20 protein-coding genes are annotated in these 21,814 nt (G+C 68.0%); 10 read left to right on the top strand and 10 right to left on the bottom strand.

Translation table 11 applies throughout. From position 1 onward, the window contains the following. Positions 1–77 precede the first annotated feature (77 nt). A complete protein-coding gene (locus tag VQ067_RS22225; protein WP_009875980.1) occupies positions 78–866 on the top strand; it encodes an AraC family transcriptional regulator in 789 nt (262 codons plus the stop codon). On the opposite strand, the gene prpD is transcribed toward VQ067_RS22225, so the two are convergent. From prpD to VQ067_RS22195, 6 genes are all read right to left on the bottom strand, one after another. Further along, positions 844–2,328: a 2-methylcitrate dehydratase gene (gene prpD, locus VQ067_RS22220; RefSeq protein ID WP_003109750.1), complete on the bottom strand. Its 1,485-nt coding sequence runs from the start codon at positions 2,326–2,328 to the stop codon at positions 844–846. The two genes, VQ067_RS22225 and prpD, sit on opposite strands and share 23 nt — an antisense overlap. A 134-nt stretch (positions 2,329–2,462) precedes the next feature. Next, complete coding sequence (gene prpF / locus VQ067_RS22215) at positions 2,463–3,650, bottom strand: 2-methylaconitate cis-trans isomerase PrpF (RefSeq protein WP_034019589.1); 1,188 nt, start codon at positions 3,648–3,650, stop codon at positions 2,463–2,465. A gap of 118 nt (positions 3,651–3,768) precedes the next feature. Next, a complete protein-coding gene (gene acnD, locus VQ067_RS22210; protein WP_023092178.1) occupies positions 3,769–6,375 on the bottom strand; it encodes a Fe/S-dependent 2-methylisocitrate dehydratase AcnD in 2,607 nt (868 codons plus the stop codon). A gap of 130 nt (positions 6,376–6,505) precedes the next feature. Further along, entirely contained in the window at positions 6,506–7,633 is a 1,128-nt protein-coding gene (gene prpC / locus VQ067_RS22205; RefSeq protein ID WP_003085628.1) for a bifunctional 2-methylcitrate synthase/citrate synthase, read from the bottom strand. A gap of 92 nt (positions 7,634–7,725) precedes the next feature. Further along, positions 7,726–8,622 (bottom strand): methylisocitrate lyase, encoded by an 897-nt coding sequence (gene prpB, locus VQ067_RS22200; protein ID WP_003103044.1) that lies wholly within the window; start codon positions 8,620–8,622, stop codon positions 7,726–7,728. A gap of 10 nt (positions 8,623–8,632) precedes the next feature. Further along, a complete protein-coding gene (locus VQ067_RS22195) occupies positions 8,633–9,355 on the bottom strand; it encodes a GntR family transcriptional regulator (protein ID WP_003085635.1) in 723 nt (240 codons plus the stop codon). A 117-nt stretch (positions 9,356–9,472) separates the two neighbouring features. On the opposite strand from VQ067_RS22195, the gene VQ067_RS22190 reads away from it, so the two are divergent. Continuing rightward, entirely contained in the window at positions 9,473–10,123 is a 651-nt protein-coding gene (locus VQ067_RS22190; RefSeq protein ID WP_073656955.1) for a class I SAM-dependent methyltransferase, read from the top strand. A 13-nt stretch (positions 10,124–10,136) separates the two neighbouring features. On the opposite strand, the gene VQ067_RS22185 is transcribed toward VQ067_RS22190, so the two are convergent. Continuing rightward, positions 10,137–12,128 carry a DEAD/DEAH box helicase gene (locus VQ067_RS22185; RefSeq protein ID WP_003140910.1) on the bottom strand — a complete coding sequence of 664 codons (1,992 nt, stop codon included), beginning with the start codon at positions 12,126–12,128 and terminating at the stop codon, positions 10,137–10,139. A gap of 655 nt (positions 12,129–12,783) precedes the next feature. Between VQ067_RS22185 and VQ067_RS22180 the strand changes: the two genes are divergently transcribed. The 5 genes from VQ067_RS22180 (at position 12,784) to VQ067_RS22160 (ending at position 16,299) form a co-directional block, all read left to right on the top strand. Continuing rightward, the gene (locus tag VQ067_RS22180; protein ID WP_023092175.1) at positions 12,784–13,080 is read left to right on the top strand and encodes a DUF3649 domain-containing protein; all 297 of its coding nucleotides are present in this window, start codon (positions 12,784–12,786) and stop codon (positions 13,078–13,080) included. Continuing rightward, complete coding sequence (locus tag VQ067_RS22175) at positions 13,077–14,597, top strand: PepSY-associated TM helix domain-containing protein (RefSeq protein ID WP_023092174.1); 1,521 nt, start codon at positions 13,077–13,079, stop codon at positions 14,595–14,597. Before VQ067_RS22180 ends, VQ067_RS22175 begins: the two co-directional genes overlap by 4 nt. Then, positions 14,597–14,920: a DUF3325 domain-containing protein gene (locus VQ067_RS22170; RefSeq protein ID WP_004364132.1), complete on the top strand. Its 324-nt coding sequence runs from the start codon at positions 14,597–14,599 to the stop codon at positions 14,918–14,920. Before VQ067_RS22175 ends, VQ067_RS22170 begins: the two co-directional genes overlap by 1 nt. Positions 14,921–15,005: 85 nt before the next feature. Next, on the top strand, positions 15,006–15,446 hold the full coding sequence (locus VQ067_RS22165; RefSeq protein ID WP_003085641.1) for a VOC family protein: 441 nt from the start codon (positions 15,006–15,008) through the stop codon (positions 15,444–15,446). 31 nt (positions 15,447–15,477) lie between these two features. Further along, on the top strand, positions 15,478–16,299 hold the full coding sequence (locus tag VQ067_RS22160; protein WP_023092173.1) for an aldo/keto reductase: 822 nt from the start codon (positions 15,478–15,480) through the stop codon (positions 16,297–16,299). 209 nt (positions 16,300–16,508) lie between these two features. On the opposite strand, the gene VQ067_RS22155 is transcribed toward VQ067_RS22160, so the two are convergent. Beyond that, positions 16,509–16,736, bottom strand: a complete 228-nt coding sequence (locus tag VQ067_RS22155) for a hypothetical protein (RefSeq protein WP_003085644.1) — start codon at positions 16,734–16,736, stop codon at positions 16,509–16,511. A 560-nt stretch (positions 16,737–17,296) separates the two neighbouring features. On the opposite strand from VQ067_RS22155, the gene VQ067_RS22150 reads away from it, so the two are divergent. The 3 genes from VQ067_RS22150 to VQ067_RS22140 all read left to right on the top strand — a co-directional run bounded on the left by VQ067_RS22150 (position 17,297) and on the right by VQ067_RS22140 (position 19,627). Beyond that, a complete protein-coding gene (locus VQ067_RS22150) occupies positions 17,297–17,692 on the top strand; it encodes a DoxX family protein (RefSeq protein WP_003114197.1) in 396 nt (131 codons plus the stop codon). 625 nt (positions 17,693–18,317) lie between these two features. Beyond that, entirely contained in the window at positions 18,318–19,085 is a 768-nt protein-coding gene (gene ampDh3 / locus VQ067_RS22145; protein ID WP_340080915.1) for an N-acetylmuramoyl-L-alanine amidase AmpDh3, read from the top strand. Between the two features lie 68 nt (positions 19,086–19,153). Further along, a complete protein-coding gene (locus VQ067_RS22140; RefSeq protein ID WP_003085649.1) occupies positions 19,154–19,627 on the top strand; it encodes an SRPBCC family protein in 474 nt (157 codons plus the stop codon). Between the two features lie 51 nt (positions 19,628–19,678). Here VQ067_RS22140 and VQ067_RS22135 read toward each other — a convergent pair whose 3' ends face one another. Both VQ067_RS22135 and VQ067_RS22130 read right to left on the bottom strand, forming a co-directional pair. After that, the gene (locus VQ067_RS22135; protein ID WP_033995176.1) at positions 19,679–20,995 is read right to left on the bottom strand and encodes an Nramp family divalent metal transporter; all 1,317 of its coding nucleotides are present in this window, start codon (positions 20,993–20,995) and stop codon (positions 19,679–19,681) included. A 104-nt stretch (positions 20,996–21,099) separates the two neighbouring features. Continuing rightward, positions 21,100–21,801: a haloacid dehalogenase type II gene (locus VQ067_RS22130; protein ID WP_033991436.1), complete on the bottom strand. Its 702-nt coding sequence runs from the start codon at positions 21,799–21,801 to the stop codon at positions 21,100–21,102. Positions 21,802–21,814 lie beyond the last annotated feature (13 nt).

Raw genomic sequence — 21,814 nt, 5'->3', positions numbered from 1 at the left:
CAGCTTAGGTGTCCCGGGGTTGGCCCGCTTTGCGAGGTTGGCCAATACTATTCGCCTTTCGGCCAGGTACTTCGACCATGCGCAACGCTTCCATCGAGCAGTACGACGCCACGCCCCGGGCCGTGGTGGCCATGGGTACCGACTATCCCGACGGCTACCTGCTGCCGCGCCATCGGCACCGTCGCGCGCAATTGCTGTACGGTGCCAGCGGGGTGATGCAGGTGCGTACCGGCGACGCCGGCTGGGTGGTGCCGCCACAGCGCGCAGTGTGGATTCCGCCGGGCGTCGAGCATGAGGTGCGAATGCTCGGGGTGAGCACCCGCAGCCTGTACATCGAGCCCGGCAGCGCCACGGCGATGCCGGCGCACTGCCAGGTGCTGGCGGTGTCGCCGTTGCTGCGGCAACTGTTGCTGGCGGCGGTGGACATGCCCCTGGAATACGACACCGAAGGTCGCGACGGCGCGCTGGCGACGCTGTTGCTCCATGAGCTGGCGGCGGCCGAGACGCTGCCGCTGCACGTGCCCTTGCCGCCCGAGCCGCGCTGGCTGGCGCTTTGCGAGGCGTTCCTCGTCGAGCCCGACATCCGCGCCAGCGCCGAGCGCTGGGCCGGGCTGCTGCATACCAGCCTGCGCAGTTTCAACCGCACCTTCCGTCGCTACACCGGCCTCAGCTTCGGGGCCTGGAAGCAGCGCGCCTGCGTGGTGCAGGCACTGGCGCGGCTGGCCGGCGGCGAAACGGTCACCGCCATCGCCCTGGACTGCGGCTACCAGAGCCCGGCAGCCTTCTCGACCATGTTCCGCCGGGTCCTCGGCCAGCCGCCCAGCGCCTTCCAGGCGGGCGCGCTCAGATCGCCAGGAGGTCCATGAAGCGGTTCACCGGCGTGGCTTCCAGTGACGCCTGGTGGCTGCACAGGTCGAAGATCCTCTGGCAGCGCTGCGGCGGGAAGCGCGTGGCCAGGTTGGCCTTGAACTTCTCCTGCAGCAGCGGAATGCCCTCGGCGCGCCGGCGGCGATGGCCGAGCGGGTACTCCACGGCGACCTGGCCGGTGCTGCTGCCGTCGTCGAAGAACACTTCCACGGCGTTGGCGATGGAGCGCTTGTCCGCCTCCAGGTATTCACGGCTGTAGCGCGGCTCCTCGACGATCTCCATTTTCTCGCGCAAGCGGTCGATCAGCGGGTGGGCGGCGTGGAAAGCGTCCTCGTAGTGCTCGGCCACCAGGTCGCCGAAGATCAGCGGCACGGCGGTCATGTACTGCAGGCAATGGTCGCGGTCGGCGGGGTTGGCCAGCGGGCCGACCTTGGAAATGATGCGGATCGCCGACTCGTGGGTGGTGATGACGATGCGGCTGATCCGTTGCAGGCGGTCCTTCACCAGCGGATGCAGGCGCACGGCGGCCTCGGCGGCGGTCTGCGCGTGGAATTCGGCGGGGAAGCTGATCTTGAACAGCACGTTTTCCATCACGTAGCTGCCGTAGCCCTGGGGGAAGCTGAAGCGCCGCTTGTCCTCGGGCTTGGTCGCCAGGTCCTTGCTGGTGTGGCTGAACAGGACATCGTAGAAACCCCACTGCGGCGCGCTGAGCACGCCGGGGATGCCCATCTCGCCGCGCAAGGCGATGTCCGCCAGGCGTACGCCGCGGCTCGTCGCGTCGCCAGCGGCCCAGGACTTGCGCGAGCCGGCGTTCGGTGCGTGACGGTAGGTGCGCAGGGCCTGGCCGTCGACGAAGGCGTGGGAGAGGGCGGCCAGCAGTTGCTCGCGGTCGGCCCCCATCAGCTTGGCGCAGACGGCGGTGGACGCGACCTTGACCAGCAGCACATGGTCGAGGCCGACGCGATTGAACGAGTTCTCCAGGGCGATCACGCCCTGGATCTCGTGGGCCATGATCATCGCTTCCAGTACCTGGCGCATGCTCAGCGGCGCTTCGCCGTTGGCCAGGCGTTTCTGCGAGAGGTGGTCGGCGACGGCGAGGATGCCGCCGAGGTTGTCCGAGGGATGGCCCCACTCGGCGGCCAGCCAGGTGTCGTTGTAGTCCAGCCAGCGGACGATGCAGCCGATGTCCCAGGCGGCCTTGACCGGGTCGAGCCGGAAGGAGGTGCCCGGCACCCGCGCGCCGTGCGGGACCAGGGTGCCCTCGACCAGCGGGCCGAGGTGCTTGGTGCATTCCGGGAAGCGCAGCGCCAGCAGGCCGCAGCCGAGGGTATCCATCAGGCAGTTGCGGGCGGTGTCCAGGGCCTCCGCGGAATCGATGCGGTAGTCCAGCACGTAGTCGGCGATGTCCTGCAGGACGGCGTCGTAGTCGGGACGTTGGTTGAGATCGACGTTGGCACTCATCGCGTACTCCAGTGGTTCGTAAGTGGTGGGTTTCCTCTCGGGTCAGGCTGGTTCGGGGATGGTTTTTCTTGTCGTGGCTGCAAGACGCCCCGGCCTTTCGCGGTGGCGGAAGGCCGGAGCAAGGATAGGTCGGTTCAGAAGGCCTCGCCGGGTACGCGCACCCAGCCTTCCATGAGGATTCGCGCGCTGCGGCTCATGATCGCCTTGGTCACCGTCCATTCGCCGTTCGCCTGGCTGGCCTCGGCGCCCACTCGCAGGGTGCCGGAGGGATGGCCGAAGCGTACCGCGCTGCGTTCGCCGCCGCCGGCGGCGAGGTTCACCAGGGTGCCGGGAATGGCCGCGGCGGTGCCGATGGCCACCGCCGCGGTACCCATCATCGCGTGGTGCAGCTTGCCCATGGACAGCGCGCGGACCAGCAGGTCGATATCGCCGGCCTCCACCAGCTTGCCGCTGGCGGTGCGGTAGTCGCGGGGCGGGGCGACGAAGGCGATCTTCGGCGTGTGCTGGCGGGTCGCGGCTTCCTCGGGGGTCTTGATCAGGCCCATGCGCAGGGCGCCGGCGACGCGGATCCGTTCGAAGCGCGCCAGTTGCTGCGGGTCGCCGTTGATCTCTTCGCGCAGCTCGGTGCCGCGGTAGCCGATGTCCTCGGCATTGACGAACACCGTGGGAATCCCGGCGTTGATCATGGTCGCCTTGAAGGTACCGACCCCCGGCACCTCCAGGTCGTCCACCAGGTTGCCGGTGGGGAACATGGCGCCGCCGTCCTCGCCGTCCTCGGACGGGTCGAGGAACTCCAGCACGATCTCGGCCGCCGGGAAGGTCACTCCGTCCAGTTCGAAGTCGCCGGTTTCCTGGACTTGGCCGCCGCTCACCGGCACGTGGGCGATGATGGTCTTGCCGATATTGGCCTGCCAGATGCGCACCTCGCAGATGCCGTCTTCCGGTATCCGCGCCGGATCCACCAGCCCGGCGTGCAGGGCGAAGGCGCCGGCCCCGGTGGAGAGGTTGCCGCAGTTGCCGCTCCAGTCGACGAAGGGCTTGTCGATGGAGACCTGGCCGTAGAGGTAGTCGACGTCATGGCCCGGCTGGCTGCTCTTCGAGAGGATCACGCACTTGCTGGTGCTGGAGGTGGCGCCGCCCATCCCGTCGATGTGCGCGGCATAGGGGTCGGGACTGCCGATCACCCGCATGAACAGCCGGTCGCGCGCCTCGCCGGGGACCCGGCAGGATTCCGGCAGGTCTTCCAGGCGGAAGAACACGCCCTTGCTGGTGCCGCCGCGCAGGTAGGTGGCGGGGATGCGGATCTGGGGTGGGTGGGCCATGCGTCGTCGTCCTCGGCAATCGAATTCAAGGGCAGCGGCTGCGTTCGACAGCCGCTGCCGGTCGTCGGCGGATGACGCTACGCGTCGTCCGTCCTACCAGGGTGTTTCGCCGGCGCCATCAGGCGCCGGCCGCCTCCAGGAAGTCCTGGGCGAAGCGTTGCAGTACGCCGCCGGCTTCGTAGATGGAGACTTCCTCGTCGCTGTCCAGGCGGCAGGTCACCGGCACTTCGAGCCGCTCTCCGTCGCGCCGGTGGATGACCAGGGTCAGGTCGGCGCGTGGCCGGCGAGCGCCGAGCACGTCGAAGGTCTCGCTGCCGTCGATCCCCAGGGTCAGGCGGGTGGTACCCGGCTTGAACTCCAGCGGCAGCACGCCCATGCCGATCAGGTTGGTGCGGTGGATGCGCTCGAAGCCCTCGGCGACGATCGCCTCCACCCCGGCCAGGCGCACGCCCTTGGCCGCCCAGTCGCGCGAAGAACCCTGCCCGTAGTCGGCGCCGGCGACGATGATCAGCGGCTGCTTGCGCTCCATGTAGGTCTCGATGGCTTCCCACATGCGCATCACCTTGCCTTCCGGCTCGACCCGCGCCAGCGAACCCTGCTTCACGCTGCCGTCGGCGTTGCGCACCATCTCGTTGAACAGCTTCGGGTTGGCGAAGGTCGCGCGTTGCGCGGTGAGGTGGTCGCCGCGGTGGGTGGCGTAGGAGTTGAAGTCCTCCTCGGGCAGGCCCATTTTCGCCAGGTATTCGCCTGCCGCGCTGTCGGCGAGGATCGCGTTGGACGGCGACAGGTGGTCGGTGGTGATGTTGTCCGGCAGCACCGCCAGCGGGCGCATGCCGCGCAGGGTGCGTTCGCCGGCGAGGGCGCCTTCCCAGTACGGCGGGCGGCGGATGTAGGTGCTCGTCGGGCGCCAGGCGTAGAGCGGGTCGACCTTCTCGCGCTCGCCGTGGGTGATGTCGAACATCGGGATGTAGACCTGGCGGAACTGCTCGGGCTTCACCGCCGCCCTGACCACCGCGTCGATCTCCTCGTCGCTCGGCCAGAGGTCCTTCAGGCGGATCTCCTTGCCGTCCGCCACGCCGAGCACGTCGCGCTCGATGTCGAAGCGGATGGTCCCGGCGATGGCGTAGGCCACCACCAGCGGCGGCGAGGCGAGGAAGGCCTGCTTGGCGTAGGGGTGGATGCGCCCGTCGAAGTTGCGGTTGCCGGAGAGCACCGCGGTGGCGTACAGGTCGCGCTCGACGATCTCCCGCTGGATCGCCGGGTCGAGGGCGCCGGACATGCCGTTGCAAGACGTGCAGGCGTAGGCCACCACGCCGAAGCCGAGGGCTTCCAGGTGCGGCAGCAGGCCGGCTTCGCGCAGGTATTCGGTGACCACCTTGGAGCCGGGTGCCAGCGAGGTCTTCACCCATGGCTTGCGGACCAGGCCGAGGCGGTCGGCGTTGCGCGCCAGCAGGCCGGCGGCGATCACGTTGCGCGGGTTGCTGGTGTTGGTGCAACTGGTGATCGCGGCGATGATCACCGCGCCGTCCGGCATCAGGCCCTCGGCTTCCTCGGCGCGGGCCCGCTCGAGGTTGCCGGCGATGCCTTTCGCCGCCAGTTCGCTGGTGGCGACCCTGGCGTGCGGATTGGACGGGCCGGCCATGTTGCGCACCACGCTGGACAGGTCGAACTTCAGCACCCGCTCGTACTCGGCGTCGACCAGGCTGTCGGCCCAGAGCCCGGCGGTGCGCGCATAGGCCTCCACCAGGGCGACCTGCTCGTCGTCGCGGCCGGTGAGGCGCAGGTAGTCGATGGTCTGCTGGTCGATGGCGAACATCGCCGCGGTGGCGCCGTATTCCGGAGCCATGTTGGAGATGGTCGCGCGGTCGCCGAGGGTCAGGCTGGAGGCGCCTTCGCCGTAGAACTCCAGGTAGGCGCCGACCACCTTCTGCTTGCGCAGGAACTCGGTCAGGGCCAGCACCACGTCGGTGGCGGTGATGCCCGGCTGGCGACGGCCGCTCAGCTCGACGCCGACGATGTCCGGCAGGCGCATCCAGGAGGCGCGGCCGAGCATCACGTTCTCCGCTTCCAGGCCGCCGACGCCGATGGCGATCACGCCCAGGGCGTCGACGTGCGGGGTATGGCTGTCGGTACCCACGCAGGTATCGGGGAAGGCCACGCCGTCGCGCGCCTGGATCACCGGCGACATTTTCTCCAGGTTGATCTGGTGCATGATGCCGTTGCCCGGCGGGATCACGTCGACGTTGCGGAAGGCCTGCTTGGTCCAGTCGATGAAGTGGAAGCGGTCCTCGTTGCGGCGGTCCTCGATGGCGCGGTTCTTGGCGAAGGCCTCGGGGTCGTAGCCGCCGCATTCCACCGCCAGCGAGTGGTCGACGATCAGTTGCACCGGCACCACCGGGTTGACCTGGGCCGGGTCGCCGCCCTTGTCGGCGATGGCGTCGCGCAGGCCGGCGAGGTCGACCAGAGCGGTCTGCCCGAGGATGTCATGGCAGACCACCCGCGCCGGGTACCAGGGGAAGTCGAGGTCGCGCTTGCGCTCGACCAGTTGGCGCAGCGAAGCCTCCAGGGTCGCCGGGGCGCAGCGGCGCACCAGGTTCTCGGCGAGCACGCGGGAGGTATAGGGCAGCTTGGCGTAGGCGCCGGGCTGGATCGCCTCGACCGCCTCGCGGGCGTCGAAGTAGTCCAGGCGGGTGCCGGGGAGCGGTTTGCGGTGTGCGCTGTTCATGGCTCGGACTCAATCACGGGGTGTTCGGAAGCGTGTCGCTCGCGCCGTGGCGCAGCCCACGCCGGCCTTTCGAATTCTGGGTGCGGCAACCGTCCGGCGCGCTCGCGTTCGGCGCGCCGGACGGCGTGGATCAGCGTTGCTCCAGCGGCACGAACGCGCGCTGTTCGACGCCGGTGTACTCGGCGCTCGGGCGGATGATGCGGTTGTTGGCGCGCTGTTCGAAGACGTGGGCGGTCCAGCCGCTGGTCCGCGAGCAGACGAAGATCGGCGTGAACAGCTTGGTCGGGATGCCCATGAAGTGATACGCCGAGGCGTGGTAGAAGTCGGCGTTGGGGAACAGCTTCTTCTGCTCCCACATGGTCTTGTCGATGGCTTCGGAAACCGCGAACAGGACCTTGTCGCCGACCTCGTCGGCGAGCTGCTTCGACCAACCCTTGATCACTTCGTTGCGCGGGTCGGAATCCTTGTAGATGGCATGCCCGAAGCCCATGATCTTGTCCTTGCGCTCGAGCATCTTCAGCAGCTCGGCGGTGGCTTCCTGCGGCGAAGAGAAGCGTTCGATCAGTTCCATCGCCGCCTCGTTGGCGCCGCCGTGCAGCGGGCCGCGCAGCGAGCCGATGGCGCCGGTGACGCAGGAGTAGAGGTCGGACAGGGTCGAGGCGCAAACCCGCGCGGTGAAGGTGGATGCGTTGAACTCATGCTCGGCGTAGAGGATCAGCGAGACGTTCATCACCTTCACGTGCAGCTCGCTGGGCTTCCTGCCGTGGAGCAGGGCGAGGAAGTGCCCGCCGATGGTCGGCTCGTCGCTGTTGCAGTCGATGCGCTGGCCTTCGTGGGTGAAGCGGTACCAGTAGGTCATGATCGCCGGGAAGGCGGCGAGCAGGCGGTCGGCGACGTCGCGCTGCTGGTCGAAGCTCAGCTCCGGTTCCAGGGTGCCGAGGACCGAGGCGCCGGTGCGCATCACGTCCATCGGGTGGGCGTCCTTCGGAATCCGTTCGAGAACTTCCTTCAGCGCCTGCGGCAGGTCGCGCTGGCCCTGGAGCTTCTTCAGGTAGGCGTCGAGCTGTTGCTTGTTCGGCAGTTCGCCGTAGAGCAGCAGGTAGGCGACTTCCTCGAAGATCGCCGCCGCCGCCAGGTCGCGGACGTCGTAGCCACGGTAGGTCAGGCCGGCGCCTTCCTGGCCGACGGTGGACAGGGCTGTCTGGCCGGCCACCTGGCCACGCAGGCCGGCGCCACTCAGTACTTTTGCTTCAGCCATTGCTCTCTCCTTTCTTGAATTTTTTCTGGATGCTGCAACTCGGTTTCACGGGGTTCGCGGACCGGCGCTCAGGCGCACGCCGGGCTCGATGCTCAGGCGTTCTTCTTCTGCGCGAAGAGCGCGTCGAGCTTCTGCTCGAAGCTGTGGTAATCGATGCGATCGTACAGCTCCATGCGGGTCTGCATGGTATCGATCACGTTCTTCTGGGTGCCGTCGCGACGGATCGCGGTGTAGACGTTCTCCGCCGCCTTGTTCATGGCGCGGAAGGCCGACAGCGGGTAGAGCACCAGGGACACGTCGGCGGAGGCCAGTTCGTCGGTGGTGAACAGCGGGGTGGCGCCGAACTCGGTGATGTTGGCCAGCACCGGCACCTTCACCGCGGCGGCGAACTCCTTGTACATGGCCAGTTCGGTCATGGCTTCCGGGAAGATCATGTCGGCGCCGGCCTCGACGCAGGCGCAGGCGCGGTCGATGGCGGCCTGCAGGCCTTCCACGGCCAGCGCGTCGGTGCGCGCCATGATCACGAAGGAGTCGTCGCTGCGGGCATCGACGGCGGCCTTGATGCGGTCGACCATCTCCTGCTGCGAGACGATCTCCTTGTTCGGCCGATGGCCGCAGCGCTTGGCACCGACCTGGTCCTCGATATGCATCGCGGCGGCGCCGAACTTGATCATCGACTTCACCGTGCGGGCGACGTTGAACGCCGAGGAGCCGAAGCCGGTGTCGACGTCCACCAGCAGTGGCAGGTCGCAGACGTCGGTGATCCGGCGCACGTCGGTGAGCACGTCGTCGAGGCCGCTGATGCCCAGGTCCGGCAGGCCCAGGGAACCGGCGGCGACGCCGCCGCCGGACAGGTAGATGGCCTTGAAGCCGGCGCGCTTGGCCAGCAGGGCGTGGTTGGCGTTGATGGTGCCGACCACCTGCAGCGGGTGCTCGGTGGCCACGGCTTCGCGGAAGCGCTGGCCGGGGGTAAGGGACGTCTGGCTCATCACGGACCTCTTAGACGGTGGAGGAAGCGGAGGCGAGCTTCGCCGGCTGGGGTTCCAGCTGGCGCTCGATATTGCGGCGCGACGCACTGATGTGGCGGCGCATCAGCAGCTCGGCCAGTTCGCCGTCACGGTCGGCGATGGCGTCGAGAATGCGGTGGTGTTCGGCGAAGGCCTGGCGCGGCCGGTTCGGTGTGGTCGAGTACTGGATGCGGTACATCCGCACCAGTTGGTAGAGCTCGCCGCAGAGCATGCGGGTGAGGGTGGCGTTGCCGCTGCCCTGGATGATCCGGTAGTGGAAGTCGTAGTCGCCTTCCTGCTGGTAATAGCCGCGCCCGGCCTGGAACGCCTCGTCGCGCTCGTGGGTGTCGAGCACCCGGCGCAACTCGTCGATCTCGGCCTGGCTCATGCGCTCGGCGGCCAGTCGGCAGGCCATGCCTTCCAGGGACTCGCGGATCTCGTAGAGTTCGATCAGCTCGGCGTGGCTCAGCGACACCACCCGCGCCCCGACATGCGGCACCCGCACCAGCAGGCGCAGGCCTTCCAGGCGGTGGATCGCCTCGCGCAGCGGGCCGCGGCTGATGCCGTAGGTGCGCGCCAGCTCCGGCTCGGAGATCTTGCTGCCCGGCGCGATCTCGCCGCTGACGATGGCGCTCTGGATCTTGCGGAAGACGTGTTCCGACAAGGTCTCGCCGTCGTCATGGGCAATCTCGAGAGGGGGCGGGTTCTGGGTCATGGTACTGGCTGTCCGGGTCGATGTGTCGACAATGTTTGCGAAAGCTACCGCCTGGATTGCGTGGGGTCAATCATTCGTCGCTTGATTGTCGACAATCGTCTAATGCATCGCTGGTCTATGCTTTCCCCTCCAGTCGCTGTGCCAGGAGAGAGTTTCGTGGGCATCTATGACCGTTACGTGTTGCCGCGCCTGATCGACTTCGCCTGCGGCATGGGCGACGTGATGAAGCAGCGTTCGCTGCTGGTGCCGCGCGCCCATGGGCGGGTGCTGGAGGTCGGTCTGGGCACCGGGCTCAACCTGGGCTTCTACGATGCGGCGAAGGTGTCGGCGATCGTCGGCGTCGACCCGGCCGCGCAAATGCAGGCGCTGGCCCGCGAGCGCGCGGCGCAAATCGGCATCCCGGTGGAAATGGTCGCCCTCGAGCTTGGCGAGATCCGCGCCGAGGCGGAAAGCTTCGACACCATCGTCTGCACTTTCACCCTTTGCTCCATCGCCGCGCCGCTGCCGGCGCTGGGCGAGATGCGTCGGGTGCTGAAGCGTGGCGGCGAATTGCTGTTCTGCGAGCACGGGCGCGCGCCGGACGCCTCGGTGCTGGCCTGGCAACGGCGCCTGACGCCCTGGTGGAAACCGCTGGCCGGCGGTTGCCACCTGGACCGCGACATGCCGGCCTTGCTGCGCGAGGCCGGCTTTCGCATCGACGAGCTGGAACAGGGCTACCTGCCCGGGCCGCGGCCGATGACCTACGTCTACCGCGGCGTCGCGCGCTGAATCCGGGCGGCGCTCAGAGCGCCTTGGGCAGGGGCGCGAACAGCGCGTCGATATCGGCCTCGTCGAGCTTCCAGCCGTCGCCGTTGCCTTCGCTGAACAGGCCGTCGGCGAGGGCGGCCTTTTCCTGCTGCAGGTGCTGGATCTTCTCTTCCACCGTGCCGCGGGCGATCAGCCGGTAGACGAACACCGGCTTGTCCTGGCCGATGCGGTAGGCGCGGTCGCTGGCCTGGTTCTCCACCGCCGGGTTCCACCAGGGATCGTAGTGGATCACGGTGTCCGCCGCGGTCAGGTTGAGGCCGACCCCGCCTGCCTTCAGGCTGATCAGGAACACCGGCACCTTGCCGCTCTGGAAGCGCTGTACCGGGGCTCGGCGGTCGCGGGTCTCGCCGGTCAGCAGGACGTAGTCGACGCCGCGCTGGCGCAGGGCGTCCTCGATCAGCGCGAGCATCGAGGTGAACTGCGAGAACAGCAGGACCCGGCGACCCTCGGCGATCAGTTCGTCGAGCATGTCGAGCAGGTAGGCCAGCTTGCCCGAGCTGAGCGCCCGGCCGCTGCGCGCGCCGTCTTCCTGGCGTTGCAGCAGGCGCGTATCGCAGCAGACCTGGCGCAGCTTGAGCAGCGCCTCGAGGATCACGATGCGGCTGCGCGCCAGGCCGCGCCGGGCGATCTCCTCGCGGACCTTGCGGTCCAGCGCCAGGCGCACGGTCTCGTAGAGTTCGCGTTGCGCCTCGCTGAGTTCGACGAACTGGGTGAACTCGCTCTTCGGCGGCAGTTCCGAGGCCACCTGTTCCTTGGTCCGTCGCAGCAGGAACGGCCGCAGGCGCGCGGCCAGGTGGCTGAGGCGTGCCTCGTCGCCGTGCTTCTCGATCGGCGTGCGGTAGTCCTGGGCGAACTGGCGGGCATCGCCGAGCCAGCCGGGCATCAGGAAATGAAACAGCGACCAGAGTTCGCCGAGGTGGTTCTCCAGCGGCGTGCCGGTCAGGCACAGGCGATGCCGTGCCGCTAGCTCGCGGGCGGCGACGGCGGCCTTGGTGGTGGCGTTCTTGATGTTCTGCGCCTCGTCGAGGATCAGCAGGTGGAACCGCCGCTTGCCCAGCTCGGCGGCGTCGCGTGGCAGCAAGGCATAGGTGGTCAGCACCAGGTCGTGCTCGTCGATGCGGGCGAAGTCGCGGCGCCGGCCGGCGCCGTGCAGGGCCAGCACGCGCAGATCGGGGGCGAAGCGCTCGGCCTCGTCCAGCCAGTTGGGGATCAGGCTGGTGGGCATCACCACCAGCGCCGGCGTGTCGAGCCGCCCGGCCTGCTTTTCCAGGAGCACGTGGGCCAGCGACTGCAAGGTCTTGCCCAGCCCCATGTCGTCGGCCAGCACGCCGCCGCTGTCGAGTTCGCGCAGGGTCTGCATCCAGCTCAGGCCTTCGAGCTGGTAGGGCCGCAGTTCGGCGCGCAGGCCTTGCGGCGGGGTCGCCGGACGAGCCTGGAAACTGCGTAGGCGGCGGGCGAAGTCGCGCAGGTTGTCGCCGCCTTCCCAGGCCAGCGGCAACTCGTCGAGATCGGCCAGGCGCGCCGCGTCCGGTGCGCCCAGGCGCAGCTTGCGCTGCGGTTCGGGGTCGCCCAGGTAGAAGTCGGAAAGCGTCGCCAGCACCGGCTTCAGGCGGCCGAAGGGCAGCGCCACGCGCAGCGGCGGGTTGAGTTCCAGGCGCAGCACCAGTTGCTCTTCGTCGGCGTGCCGGGCGAGGGCGCGCGGATCGAGCAGGGCCGGGCTGCGGCGGATCAGCTCGGTCAGAGCCGGCAGCAGGCTGACCCGCTGTCCGGCGACCTGGATGCCCAGTTCCAGCTCGAACCACTGGCGGTCGTCGGCTTCCTCGACCTCGGCGTACCAGGCGTCGATGGGCGTCAGGTCGTAGGCGAAGTCGGCGCGGATGTCGATGAACCAGCCCTGCTGGCGCAGGCGCGGCAGGTCGTCCTGCATGAAGTGCAGCCAGGCGTTGTCGCCGGGCAGTTCGAACATCTCGCCGGCGCTTTCCTCGAGCGCGTCGCTGCGCCGGGTCGCCGGCTTGAAGCCGAGGCGGCGCAGGGTCTCGCGGTATTCCTGCTCGTGCGCCGGACGCCGTTCTATACGCCGCTGGGCCACCCGTGGCTCGCTGCCGGGACGCCCGGAAACCGCCTCGCCGGCATAGATGAAGGCCAGCGCCGCGCGGTGCCGGGAAATGCTCTGCATGCGTCCGCTGCGCAGGTCGTAGCCGCTGTGCACGTGGCTGCCGAGGGTCAGCCGCGCATACGGCCGGGCCGGGTCGATGGCCAGGCTGAGCTGGGTGTCTGGGGCGGAGGGTGAAGTCATCCGGTATGTCCTTCGGCGGAACCAGCCGAAACCGCAAACAGCCGATATTACCAAGCTCGACGCGCTTGCGCAGAGCGGAGATGGACGTATGGCGAGGCGGGCGGGGACGGCGGGATACGACCCGCTCTCGTCGGACCCCGGCAATCCCAGGCGTGCCGCGACCTGGCGGTCGTCCGGAGCAAGTACAAATGCGAACGTAATTGAGATACAGTCGCAAACCTTCCGAATCGACGACCGCCTCGCCACCCGCGAGCGCGGCGTCGCCGTGCCAGCCAGACGAGGTAGCGACGATGCAAGGCCCTGTTTCCACCCGGGACGCCGCCCCATGACCAGCCAGGCCCTGGCCGGCGGACTGTCCGTCACCGGCCGCATCCTCGTCGCGGTCCTGCTTGGCTACGCGCTGGCCTATGCGGTCACCGTCTGCCTGAGCATCTACCTGCCGCTGCCGCGTCCCGACCGGGTCTCGTTCGGCAGCCTCGGCTGCTTCGCCGTGTGGGTCGCGGCCATCGTCTACGCCTTCGCCGCGCGCAGCGCCTGGCGCGCCTGCTGGGTGCTGGCGCTGGCCAGCCTGGCGCTGGGCGGCCTGGCCTGGCTCGGCCTCGACTACGGAGCGCGTCCATGAACCTGCGTCAATCGATGTCCGGCCTGCATACCTGGTCGGGGCTGCTGGTCAGCTGGCTGCTGTTCGTCATCGTCTTCGCCGGCAGCCTGGCCAGCTTCGACAAGGAGCTGACCCGCTGGATGCAGCCGGACCTGCACCTGCCCGGCGCGCAGTCGCTGGGCGCCGACCAGGTGCGCGACTGGTTGCGCCAGCGCGCTCCCGATGCCCATGCCTGGTGGATGCTGCCGCCGAGCGCGCGGGCGCCTTACTGGAACGCCGGCTGGGAACCGCGCGACGGCAGCGAGTTCAAGGCCTTCCAGCTGGACGCGGTGAGTGGCCAGCCGCTGCCGAAGACGGTCGGCGGCGAGTTCTTCTTCACCCTGCACTACGACCTGCACGCCGGCATGGTCGGCCTGTACATCGTCGGCATCGCCGGGATGCTGATGCTGGTGGCGCTGGTCAGCGGGACCATCGTGCACCGGCGGATCTTCAAGGACTTCTTCACCCTGCGCCCGCAGGCGGCGCGGCAGCGCGCCTGGCTCGACGCGCACAACGTGCTGGGGGTGATCGGCCTGCCGTTCCACCTGATGATCGCCTACACCGGCCTGGTGATCTTCATCGTCTACTACATGCAGGCGGGCCTGCAGGTGGTCTACCAGAACGATAGCGAGCGCTTCTTCCATGAAGTGCAGGGCTCCTACGAACGCGAGGAAGTCGGCCGCCCGGCGGGGCCGCCGGCGTCCATCGACGGCCTGATCGTCGAGGCCGGCAAGGTCTGGGCCGACGGCGGCGCGCCGGGCTGGATCAGCGTCCACCATCCCTATGACGAGGCGGCCACCGTGGACATCCGCCGGCGCGACGCCTCGCGCATCCTCGACGACCAGCGCACGGTCAACTTCGATGCCTCCAGCGGCGAACTGCTGCATGCCCAGCCGTCCTATGCGCCCGGCTACGCCACCTACGGCTGGCTGACCGGCCTGCACATGATCCAGTGGGGCGGCCAGTTGGTGCGCTGGATGTACCTGTTGCTCGGGCTGTCCGGGGCGATGATGATCTTCGGCGGGTTGCAGGTCTGGCTGGCCAAGCGCGAGGCCCGCGGCAGTCGCGGCGTTGGTCTGGTGCGGGCGCTGAACCTGGCGGTCTGCGGCGGCCTGCCGCTGGCCAGCCTGGCGCTGCTGTGGGGCAACCGCCTGCTGCCGACGCAACTGGCCGGCCGCGACACCTGGGAGATCCGCGTGTTTTGCGCCAGTTGGGCGCTGGTCGCGCTGTGGGCCATCGTCCGCCGCAACAGCGGGACCCTCGGTCGCACGCAACTGCGCCTCGCCGCCGTGCTGGCGCTGGGCCTGCCGCTGCTCGGCCTGCTGCGTAGCCCGGAAGGCAACCTGCTGGCCAGCCTGCAGCGCGGCGACTGGGTGCTGGCCGGCGTCGACCTCAGCCTGCTGGGCCTCGGCCTGCTCTGCGCCTGGCTCGGCTGGCGACGTCGGCAAGCGTCGAGCAAGCCTGCCCGGCGACGCCTGAACGTCCAGGAGGTGGCCTGATGCTGCTGGTCTTCGGCCTCAACCTGCTGGCCTTCACCGCTCTCTGCCTGGCCATGAACCGCCACCACAAGAACCTCCTCGGCCACCAGCCGTCGGCTTCCCGGGTGCTTCTGCTACGCGGCGTGGCGCTGCTCGACCTGGGCCTGGCGCTGGCCTTCTCGATCCACCGGCAGGGCGTGGAGATCGGCATCGTCTTCTGGTCCTGCTTGCTGATGCTGGCGGCCGGCACGCTGGTCCTGCTGCTCGCCTGGCGGCCACGCTGGGCATTGCCTTGCGCCGCCGGAGTGCCGTTGCTCGGCGGAGTGCTGGCGCTGCTGCGCTGAAGGGCGCGCCGCCCATCCGTGCCTCGGGGGCGGTCCGGTCCAGCGTCTATGCTGGTGGTCGTGCTTTCCCCCGGAGGTATGCGCCATGCACACGCCCGCCAGCAACACCGTCGCCAGCGTCATTCCCTGCCTGCGTTACCGCGATGCGCCGGCCGCCATCGACTGGCTGTGCCGGACCTTCGGCTTCCAGCGCAAGCTGGTGGTGCCCGGCGAGGACGGACAGGTGCTCCACGCCGAGTTGACCTACGCCAGCCCGAACGGCGCCAACGGCATGCTGATGCTCGGCTCGAGCGTCCGCGACAACGCCTACGGTCGGCTGATGCGGCACGTCGATGAAGCCGGCGGCAATACCCAGAGCCTCTACCTGGTGGTCGCCGATCCCGACGCCCTGTTCCGCAGCGCCCAGGCCGCCGGCGCCGAGATCGTCATCGACATCAAGGACGAGGACTACGGCGGTCGCGGCTTCACTTGCCGCGATCCGGAGGGCCACGTCTGGAGCTTCGGCAGCTATGATCCCTGGGCATGAGGCCCCGTCCATTCACCACAGGAGACGCTGCATGAAAACGCTCACGCTGATCGATGGCCAGGAGGTCGCCGCCATCGGCCAGGGTACCTGGCATATCGGCGAGCAGCCCGGCGAACGCAAGCGCGAGGTCGCGGCGCTGCGCGAAGGCATCGAGCTGGGGATGACGCTGATCGATACCGCCGAGATGTACGCCGAGGGCGGCGCCGAGGACGTGGTCGGCGCGGCTATCGCGGGACGCCGCGAAGAGGTCTTCCTGGTCAGCAAGGTCTACCCGCACAACGCCAGCCGCAAGGGTCTGCCGGCAGCCTGCGAGCGCAGCCTGCGCCGGCTCGGTTGCGAAACCATCGACCTCTACCTGCTGCACTGGCAGGGCCGGTATCCGCTGGAGGAAACCATCGAAGCCTTCGAGCGGTTGCGCGACCAGGGCAAGATCCTGCGCTGGGGCGTGTCCAACTTCGACCTGGGCGACATGTACGAACTGGACGGCAGCGCCTGTGCCGCCAACCAGGTTATGTACAACCTGGAGGAACGCGGTATCGAATACGACCTGCTGCCCTGGTGCCAGGAGCGCGGCATGCCGGTGATGGCCTACTGTCCGGTGGGGCAGGGCGGCAGGCTGCTACGGCACCCGGCGCTCGGCGAGATCGCCGCGCGCCACGACGCCAGCAGCGCCCAGGTCGCCCTGGCCTGGCTACTGGAGCAGGGGGTGATCGCGATCCCGAAGGCGGTGACGTCCGCTCACATCCGCCAGAATGCGGCGGCGGCCGACCTGGAACTGAGCGCCGACGACCTGCGGGCGCTCGACCAGGCGTTCCCGTCGCCTACCCGCAAGCGAAACCTGGCGATCGTCTGAGTGGAGTACGGGAGAAACGGCCTGCGCTTGTTTCCCCTGGCCGCGGGAATATGACGAAGTTGGCGAGGAAATATTTAAAAAGGAATAAGTAAATATTTATTTCCTGCGTGGGAACTTTCTTCAACTTAACCTGTATTTTTCGCTGTCCCACAAAAAAGCCCCGTCGGGGACGGGGCTTTTCCTTGCATTCGCGCTGATGCTTGCATGATTCAGGCAGCCAGTGTTTTCTTGCGAACTCGATTGATCACTTCTTCCATTTTGCCGGAGTCGTCGTACTGCTCCGGATACAGGCGCTCGCTGTGGCAGGCCACGCCATGCTGGTCAACGATGGTGAAACTGAAGTTTCCTTTACGAGTTGCCTGGATCAGGCAGTCGAACGGCGCAAATGCGGCGGTTAGGGTGCGAATTGCATCCTGAGTACGATGTTGAATAGACATATTCTTATGTTCCTTTACTTTCACGCTTATGGAGCAGCGTATATTGCAAATGTTCCCGCTCCGTGACAGTGCCAAGAAAGCTTTGTGTCGGGGGAACGTACTGGTTATGCCGGCTTTTTTCGAAAAGAGCAAGCTGGCAGTTCAGGTACTAATCAGAGGATCGATTGGCAGGAAAGTTTCCAGGCCAGGATCCTGATCAATCTGCGGGTGGTATTGCGGGACGCCGGTCTTCCCATCGGCCCTGCGTGGCAGGGGATTGCTTCAGAAGAGTGGCGACCGAAGAACCATCGGAAGGCTGTAACCCTGATGGTAGAGCCCTTTTCATCTGTGGGCCCGGTCGTGGGGTAAAGCCTGATTGACTTTCAGTTTGGTACGCAGTCCCGGATTGTATGTCTTTCGACGAAGAAAGGCCAGGACATTTTTTGAGCAGATGTCGCCCCGGCGGCGGGAATGTTTGAGCATTTGTTTCGGCGGACGCCTGCCAACCGGGCAAAGGTTATGGGCCTGGCGTCGGCGGCGCGTGGCAGGATTGCCGTTCCATCGCCGCGCCGAGGTTATTCATGCCGTCGCCCGCTCGCACGCTGCTCCTGGCCTTCGTGTCCGCCTGGTTCCTGCTGGGTGGGCTGGGCCATTTCGTCTTCACCGATTTCTTCGTCGGCATCGTCCCGCCCTACGTGCCCTGGCCGCTGGCGGCGGTGTGGGTCAGCGGGGTCTTCGAACTGCTCGGCGCCGCCGCCCTGCTGGTGCCGGCATGGCGCCGGCTGGCGGCGTGCGGGCTGTTCATCCTGACCCTCTGCGTGACCCCGGCCAACCTCTACATGTGGCAGCACCCCGACCTGTTCCCATCCTTCCCGCCGACGCTGCTGGCCGCTCGCCTGGCGCTGCAGGCGTTCCTCCTCGGCTGCATCCTGGCGCTGATGCTGGCGCGGGACGAGGCGCCGCTGGCACGACGCTAGGCGCAGGCGAAAAAAAGCCACTGTGCGGGGGTGGACAGTGGCCGGGAATGCCAGGAGATGGAGGAGCAATCGGACCTGGCGTGGATAGAGTAGTAGCCGCTCTGTCGAGGGTCTGTATGGCTATTGGTGGACTTTGTGAAGAAGTGCAAAGTAGAGCGGCCAACGGACGAACGGTGTTGCACGCGGCGGGACGCTCGCGGTAGTTTTTTCCCATGATCACGTTTCCCGTGGTCGCCCTCGAAGCCCGGCCCCAGCGCCGGGCTTCGTCGTTTCCGCCCGCCGCGCAACGGACGCAGCGGGCGGCGACCGGTGCGAAAGGCTCTGGCGTGCGCCCGCATGGCGTCCGGCCAACTTAAAGTTCGGTTGTGCCGACTGCTGTCATAACGCCATCGTTCAGTGGCCTCGGTGAGCCCCCGTACCCCCAGTTCGCTGGGGCTTGCCTTTGGTGTATCCCTTTTGCCCGGCCGCGTGCCGGGCTTTTTTATGCCCGGTCTTCTTCCTTCCGGTTTAGCCGGGGCCCGCGTTTCCTCGGCCGGCCCCTGAACCTCATCGCTGCATCGACGTCCCTAGCTACAGGCGAGCCTGTGGCCGGGGGCTTTCCATCATCCGCAAAAAGGTGAAAACCATGCTGACCATCGACTACAACAGCTATCGCACCACTACCCCCTACGGCAAACGCGTGCGCTTCCTGGTGCTGCACTACACCGCGCTCGACTTCGCCGCTTCGGTCAAGGCGCTGACCACCGGCGCCGCCAGCGCCCACTACCTGATCCCGGCGCCGCACGACCCCAGCTACAAGGCCGCCGGCTTCAAGGGCCAGCGCATCTTCAACCTGGTCGCCGAGGAAGACCGCGCCTGGCACGCCGGCGTCAGCGGCTGGGCGCGCCGCGACAACCTCAACGACACCTCCATCGGCATCGAGATCGTCAACCTCGCCCGCGACGACGACGGCGTGTTCACCTTCCCCGACTACGAGCGCTCGCAGATCAACGCACTCAAGCAACTGGCGAAGAACATCCTGCAGCGCTACCCGGACATGACCCCGAAGAACGTGGTCGGCTACTCCGACATCGCCGTCGGGCGCAAGTCCGACCCGGGTCCGAAGCTGCCCTGGAAGGAACTCTACGAGGCCGGTATCGGCGCCTGGTACGACGACGCCACCCGCGATCGCTATCGCGAAGGCTTCGAGCGCGACGGCCTGCCGCCGCGCGCCGACCTGCTGGAGGCGTTCCGCCTGTACGGCTATGCGCTGCCGGCGACGGTCGACGACGCCTACTTCGCCAGCCTGCTGCGCGCCTTCCAGATGCATTTCCGCCCGGAGAACTACGACGGCGCGCTGGATGTGGAGACGGCGGCGATCCTCTACGCTCTGAACGAGAAATACCCGGCCTGAGCCATTAACCGCGAGCGGCCGCCCGATGCGGCGGCCGCTCCCTTGCCCACCCCCATGGAGGACTTGCCATGACTGCCGTCGCACAGGTCGTCGCCAAGGCGGAAATGCTGATCCGCCGCCCCATCGCCGAGGTCTTCGAAGCCTTCGTCGATCCGGCCATCACCGCCAGGTTCTGGTTCAGCCGCGGCGATGCCCGCCTCGAAGCCGGGAAACGGCTGCGCTGGCACTGGGACATGTACGGGGTTTCCCAGGAAATCGAAGTGAAAGACCTGCAAACGAACCGCCGCATCCTCATCGAATGGCCGAATGGCGACAGCAACCCTTCCCAGGTGGAGTGGCTGTTCGAGGAACTGCCCGGCGCCGGGACCTTCGTCAGCATCCGCAACAGCGGTTTCGTTGGCACCCCGGAAGAAGTCATCCCGCGGGTGGTCGACGCCACCGAAGGTTTCACCCTGGTGCTGGCCGGACTCAAGGCCTGCCTGGAGCATGGCATCGCCTTGAACCTGGTGGCCGACCGTTTTCCCCGCGGTCTCGATGGCTGAGCATTGCCTGAGTGCGCGTCCCGCACCGCGCAGCGTGCCCTCAGGCAATGCTCAGCCGAACGCGAAATCGGCCAGCAGTTGCAGGTTCAGGCCGACGATCGCCAGCGCTACCGCCCAGGCCAGCCACCGGGTCCCGGCGCCGATCGCCAGCGGGCCCATCAGGCGCCGGTCGGAAACGAACTGTAGCAGCGGGATCACCGCCAGCGGCAACTGCATCGACAGGATCACCTGGCTGAAGATCAGCAGCCGCGCGGTGCCGTCCTCGCCGTAGAGCAGGGTCACCAGCAGCACCGGCAGCACCGCGACGCCCCGGGTCAGCAGGCGCCGCGCCCAGGGCGCCAGGCGCAGGCGGAGGAAGCCCTCCATGACGATCTGCCCGGCCAGGGTGGTGGTGACCGTCGAGTTGAGGCCGGACGCGAGCAGCGCCACGGCGAACAGCAGCGAGGCGAGTTCCAGGCTGAGCAATGGCGAGAGCAGCGCGTGGGCCTGCTCGATATCGACCACTTCGGTGTGCCCGTTGCGGTGGAACACGCTGGCGGCGACGATCAGGATCGCCGCGTTGACCAGCAGCGCAAGGGTCAGCGCCAGGCTGCTGTCGGCCACCGCCCAGCGCAGCGCCTGGCGCTTGCCGGCGAGGCTGCGCGGGTAGGCGCGGCTCTGCACCAGCGAGGAATGCAGGTAGAGGTTGTGCGGCATGACGGTCGCGCCGACGATGCCGATCGCCAGGTACAGGGCAGCCGGATCGCTGAGCACCCGCGGGCTCGGCAAGAACCCTTGGAGCACCTCGCCGAGTTCGGGACGCGAGAGCAGCAACTGTACCGCGAAGCAGGCGAAGATCAGTGTCAGCAACGCCACCACGAAGGCCTCCAGCGGCCGCTGGCCACGTCCGATCAGGACCAGCACCAGCAGCGCGTCGCCCACGCAGAGCAACGCGCCCCAGGCCAGCGGCAGGCCGAACAGCAGCTTCAGGGCGATGGCGGTGCCGATCACCTCGGCCAGGTCGCAGGCGATGATCGCCGTCTCGCAGGCCAGCCACAGCAGGCGGCAGGTGCTCGGCGAGTAGCGTTCGCGGCAGGCCTGGGCCAGGTCCAGGCCGCTGGCGATGCCCAGGCGCGCGGACAGCGCCTGCAGCAGCATCGCCATCAGGCTGGAGAGCAGGATCACCGAGAGCAGCAGGTAGCCCAGCTGCGCGCCGCCGGCGACGTCGGTGGCCCAGTTGCCCGGGTCCATGTAGCCCACCGCGACCAGGTAGCCGGGGCCGGCGAAGGCCAGCAGGCGGCGCCACCAGTGGCCGCCACCGGGGACTTCGACCGGTTGTGCGCGACCGGGCTCGGCGGCCTGGGTGGCCGGGGTATCCTTCGCGGACATGACGAAGCTCCTGCCGGACGCGTGCCGGCGCTGCGCGCCTTTCCCGGCGCGCCGTGGCGCGCGGGTTGGGCGAGCGGTTCAGGGGGCAGGAAGGAGGAAGTCGGTCAGGCCGAGGCCGCCAGTTGCCGGTGCAGGTCCGGCAGGTCGCTGGCGATCAGGTCCCAGTCCTGCTCGGCGGCGAGGTCCTGGGTCTGGCCGGGGCCGTATTCCAGCGGCCGGGCGATGAACGCGGTCTTCAGGCCGAGGGCGCGCGCGGCCTTGAGGTCGTAGTTGTGCGCCGCGCAGAGCATCACCTCCTGCGGCGGCAGGTCGAGCAGGCGGCAGGCGCCGAGGTAGACCTGCGGGTCGGGCTTGTAGTGGCCGAACAGATCGGCGCACAGCAGCATGTCCCAGGGCAGCCCGGCGTGCCGCGCGACGTCGAGCATCAGCGCGGTGTTGCCGTTGCTCAGCGCGGCGAGCCAGTAGTCGGCCTTCAGCGCGTGCATCCCGGCGAGCGTGTCCGGCCACGGCCGCAGGCGGTGCCAGAAGCCAGTGATGCGTTGCAGCAGGGCCTCGTCCAGCGCCAGGCCGAACTCTCCGGCCAGGGCCTCGAGACTCTGCCGGTGCAACTGGTCGAGGTGCTGCCAGGGCGCCTGGCCGTTGCGTACCTGGTCCATCGCCGGCTTGTATTGCTGGCGCCAGCGGTCGGTCAGTTCCACGCAGGGCAGGGTCCCGCCGAGTTCGCGCTCCAACGCCTGGAACTGCTCGATCAGGCTGGAACGCCAGTCCACCAGGGTACCGAACACATCGAACAGGATCGCGCGCATCGTGCCTCCTCGG

The sequence above is a fragment of the Pseudomonas sp. KBN12P06040 genome (assembly GCF_037574965.1).
Lineage (GTDB): Bacteria > Pseudomonadota > Gammaproteobacteria > Pseudomonadales > Pseudomonadaceae > Pseudomonas > Pseudomonas aeruginosa.
The sequence above is the reverse complement of the archived record's forward strand: the minus strand, read 5'-3'. Positions and strand labels throughout refer to the sequence as shown.

What these genes read in the sequence shown, in the direction of transcription:
- VQ067_RS22225 (WP_009875980.1), top strand. Translation starts at nt 78, where the DNA reads ATGCGCAACGCTTCCATCGAGCAGTACGACGCCACGCCCCGGGCCGTG.
- prpD (WP_003109750.1), bottom strand. Translation starts at nt 2,328, where the DNA reads ATGAGTGCCAACGTCGATCTCAACCAACGTCCCGACTACGACGCCGTC.
- prpF (WP_034019589.1), bottom strand. Translation starts at nt 3,650, where the DNA reads ATGGCCCACCCACCCCAGATCCGCATCCCCGCCACCTACCTGCGCGGC.
- acnD (WP_023092178.1), bottom strand. Translation starts at nt 6,375, where the DNA reads ATGAACAGCGCACACCGCAAACCGCTCCCCGGCACCCGCCTGGACTAC.
- prpC (WP_003085628.1), bottom strand. Translation starts at nt 7,633, where the DNA reads ATGGCTGAAGCAAAAGTACTGAGTGGCGCCGGCCTGCGTGGCCAGGTG.
- prpB (WP_003103044.1), bottom strand. Translation starts at nt 8,622, where the DNA reads ATGAGCCAGACGTCCCTTACCCCCGGCCAGCGCTTCCGCGAAGCCGTG.
- VQ067_RS22195 (WP_003085635.1), bottom strand. Translation starts at nt 9,355, where the DNA reads ATGACCCAGAACCCGCCCCCTCTCGAGATTGCCCATGACGACGGCGAG.
- VQ067_RS22190 (WP_073656955.1), top strand. Translation starts at nt 9,473, where the DNA reads ATGCTTTCCCCTCCAGTCGCTGTGCCAGGAGAGAGTTTCGTGGGCATC.
- VQ067_RS22185 (WP_003140910.1), bottom strand. Translation starts at nt 12,128, where the DNA reads ATGTTCGAACTGCCCGGCGACAACGCCTGGCTGCACTTCATGCAGGAC.
- VQ067_RS22180 (WP_023092175.1), top strand. Translation starts at nt 12,784, where the DNA reads ATGACCAGCCAGGCCCTGGCCGGCGGACTGTCCGTCACCGGCCGCATC.
- VQ067_RS22175 (WP_023092174.1), top strand. Translation starts at nt 13,077, where the DNA reads ATGAACCTGCGTCAATCGATGTCCGGCCTGCATACCTGGTCGGGGCTG.
- VQ067_RS22170 (WP_004364132.1), top strand. Translation starts at nt 14,597, where the DNA reads ATGCTGCTGGTCTTCGGCCTCAACCTGCTGGCCTTCACCGCTCTCTGC.
- VQ067_RS22165 (WP_003085641.1), top strand. Translation starts at nt 15,006, where the DNA reads ATGCACACGCCCGCCAGCAACACCGTCGCCAGCGTCATTCCCTGCCTG.
- VQ067_RS22160 (WP_023092173.1), top strand. Translation starts at nt 15,478, where the DNA reads ATGAAAACGCTCACGCTGATCGATGGCCAGGAGGTCGCCGCCATCGGC.
- VQ067_RS22155 (WP_003085644.1), bottom strand. Translation starts at nt 16,736, where the DNA reads ATGTCTATTCAACATCGTACTCAGGATGCAATTCGCACCCTAACCGCC.
- VQ067_RS22150 (WP_003114197.1), top strand. Translation starts at nt 17,297, where the DNA reads ATGCCGTCGCCCGCTCGCACGCTGCTCCTGGCCTTCGTGTCCGCCTGG.
- ampDh3 (WP_340080915.1), top strand. Translation starts at nt 18,318, where the DNA reads ATGCTGACCATCGACTACAACAGCTATCGCACCACTACCCCCTACGGC.
- VQ067_RS22140 (WP_003085649.1), top strand. Translation starts at nt 19,154, where the DNA reads ATGACTGCCGTCGCACAGGTCGTCGCCAAGGCGGAAATGCTGATCCGC.
- VQ067_RS22135 (WP_033995176.1), bottom strand. Translation starts at nt 20,995, where the DNA reads ATGTCCGCGAAGGATACCCCGGCCACCCAGGCCGCCGAGCCCGGTCGC.
- VQ067_RS22130 (WP_033991436.1), bottom strand. Translation starts at nt 21,801, where the DNA reads ATGCGCGCGATCCTGTTCGATGTGTTCGGTACCCTGGTGGACTGGCGT.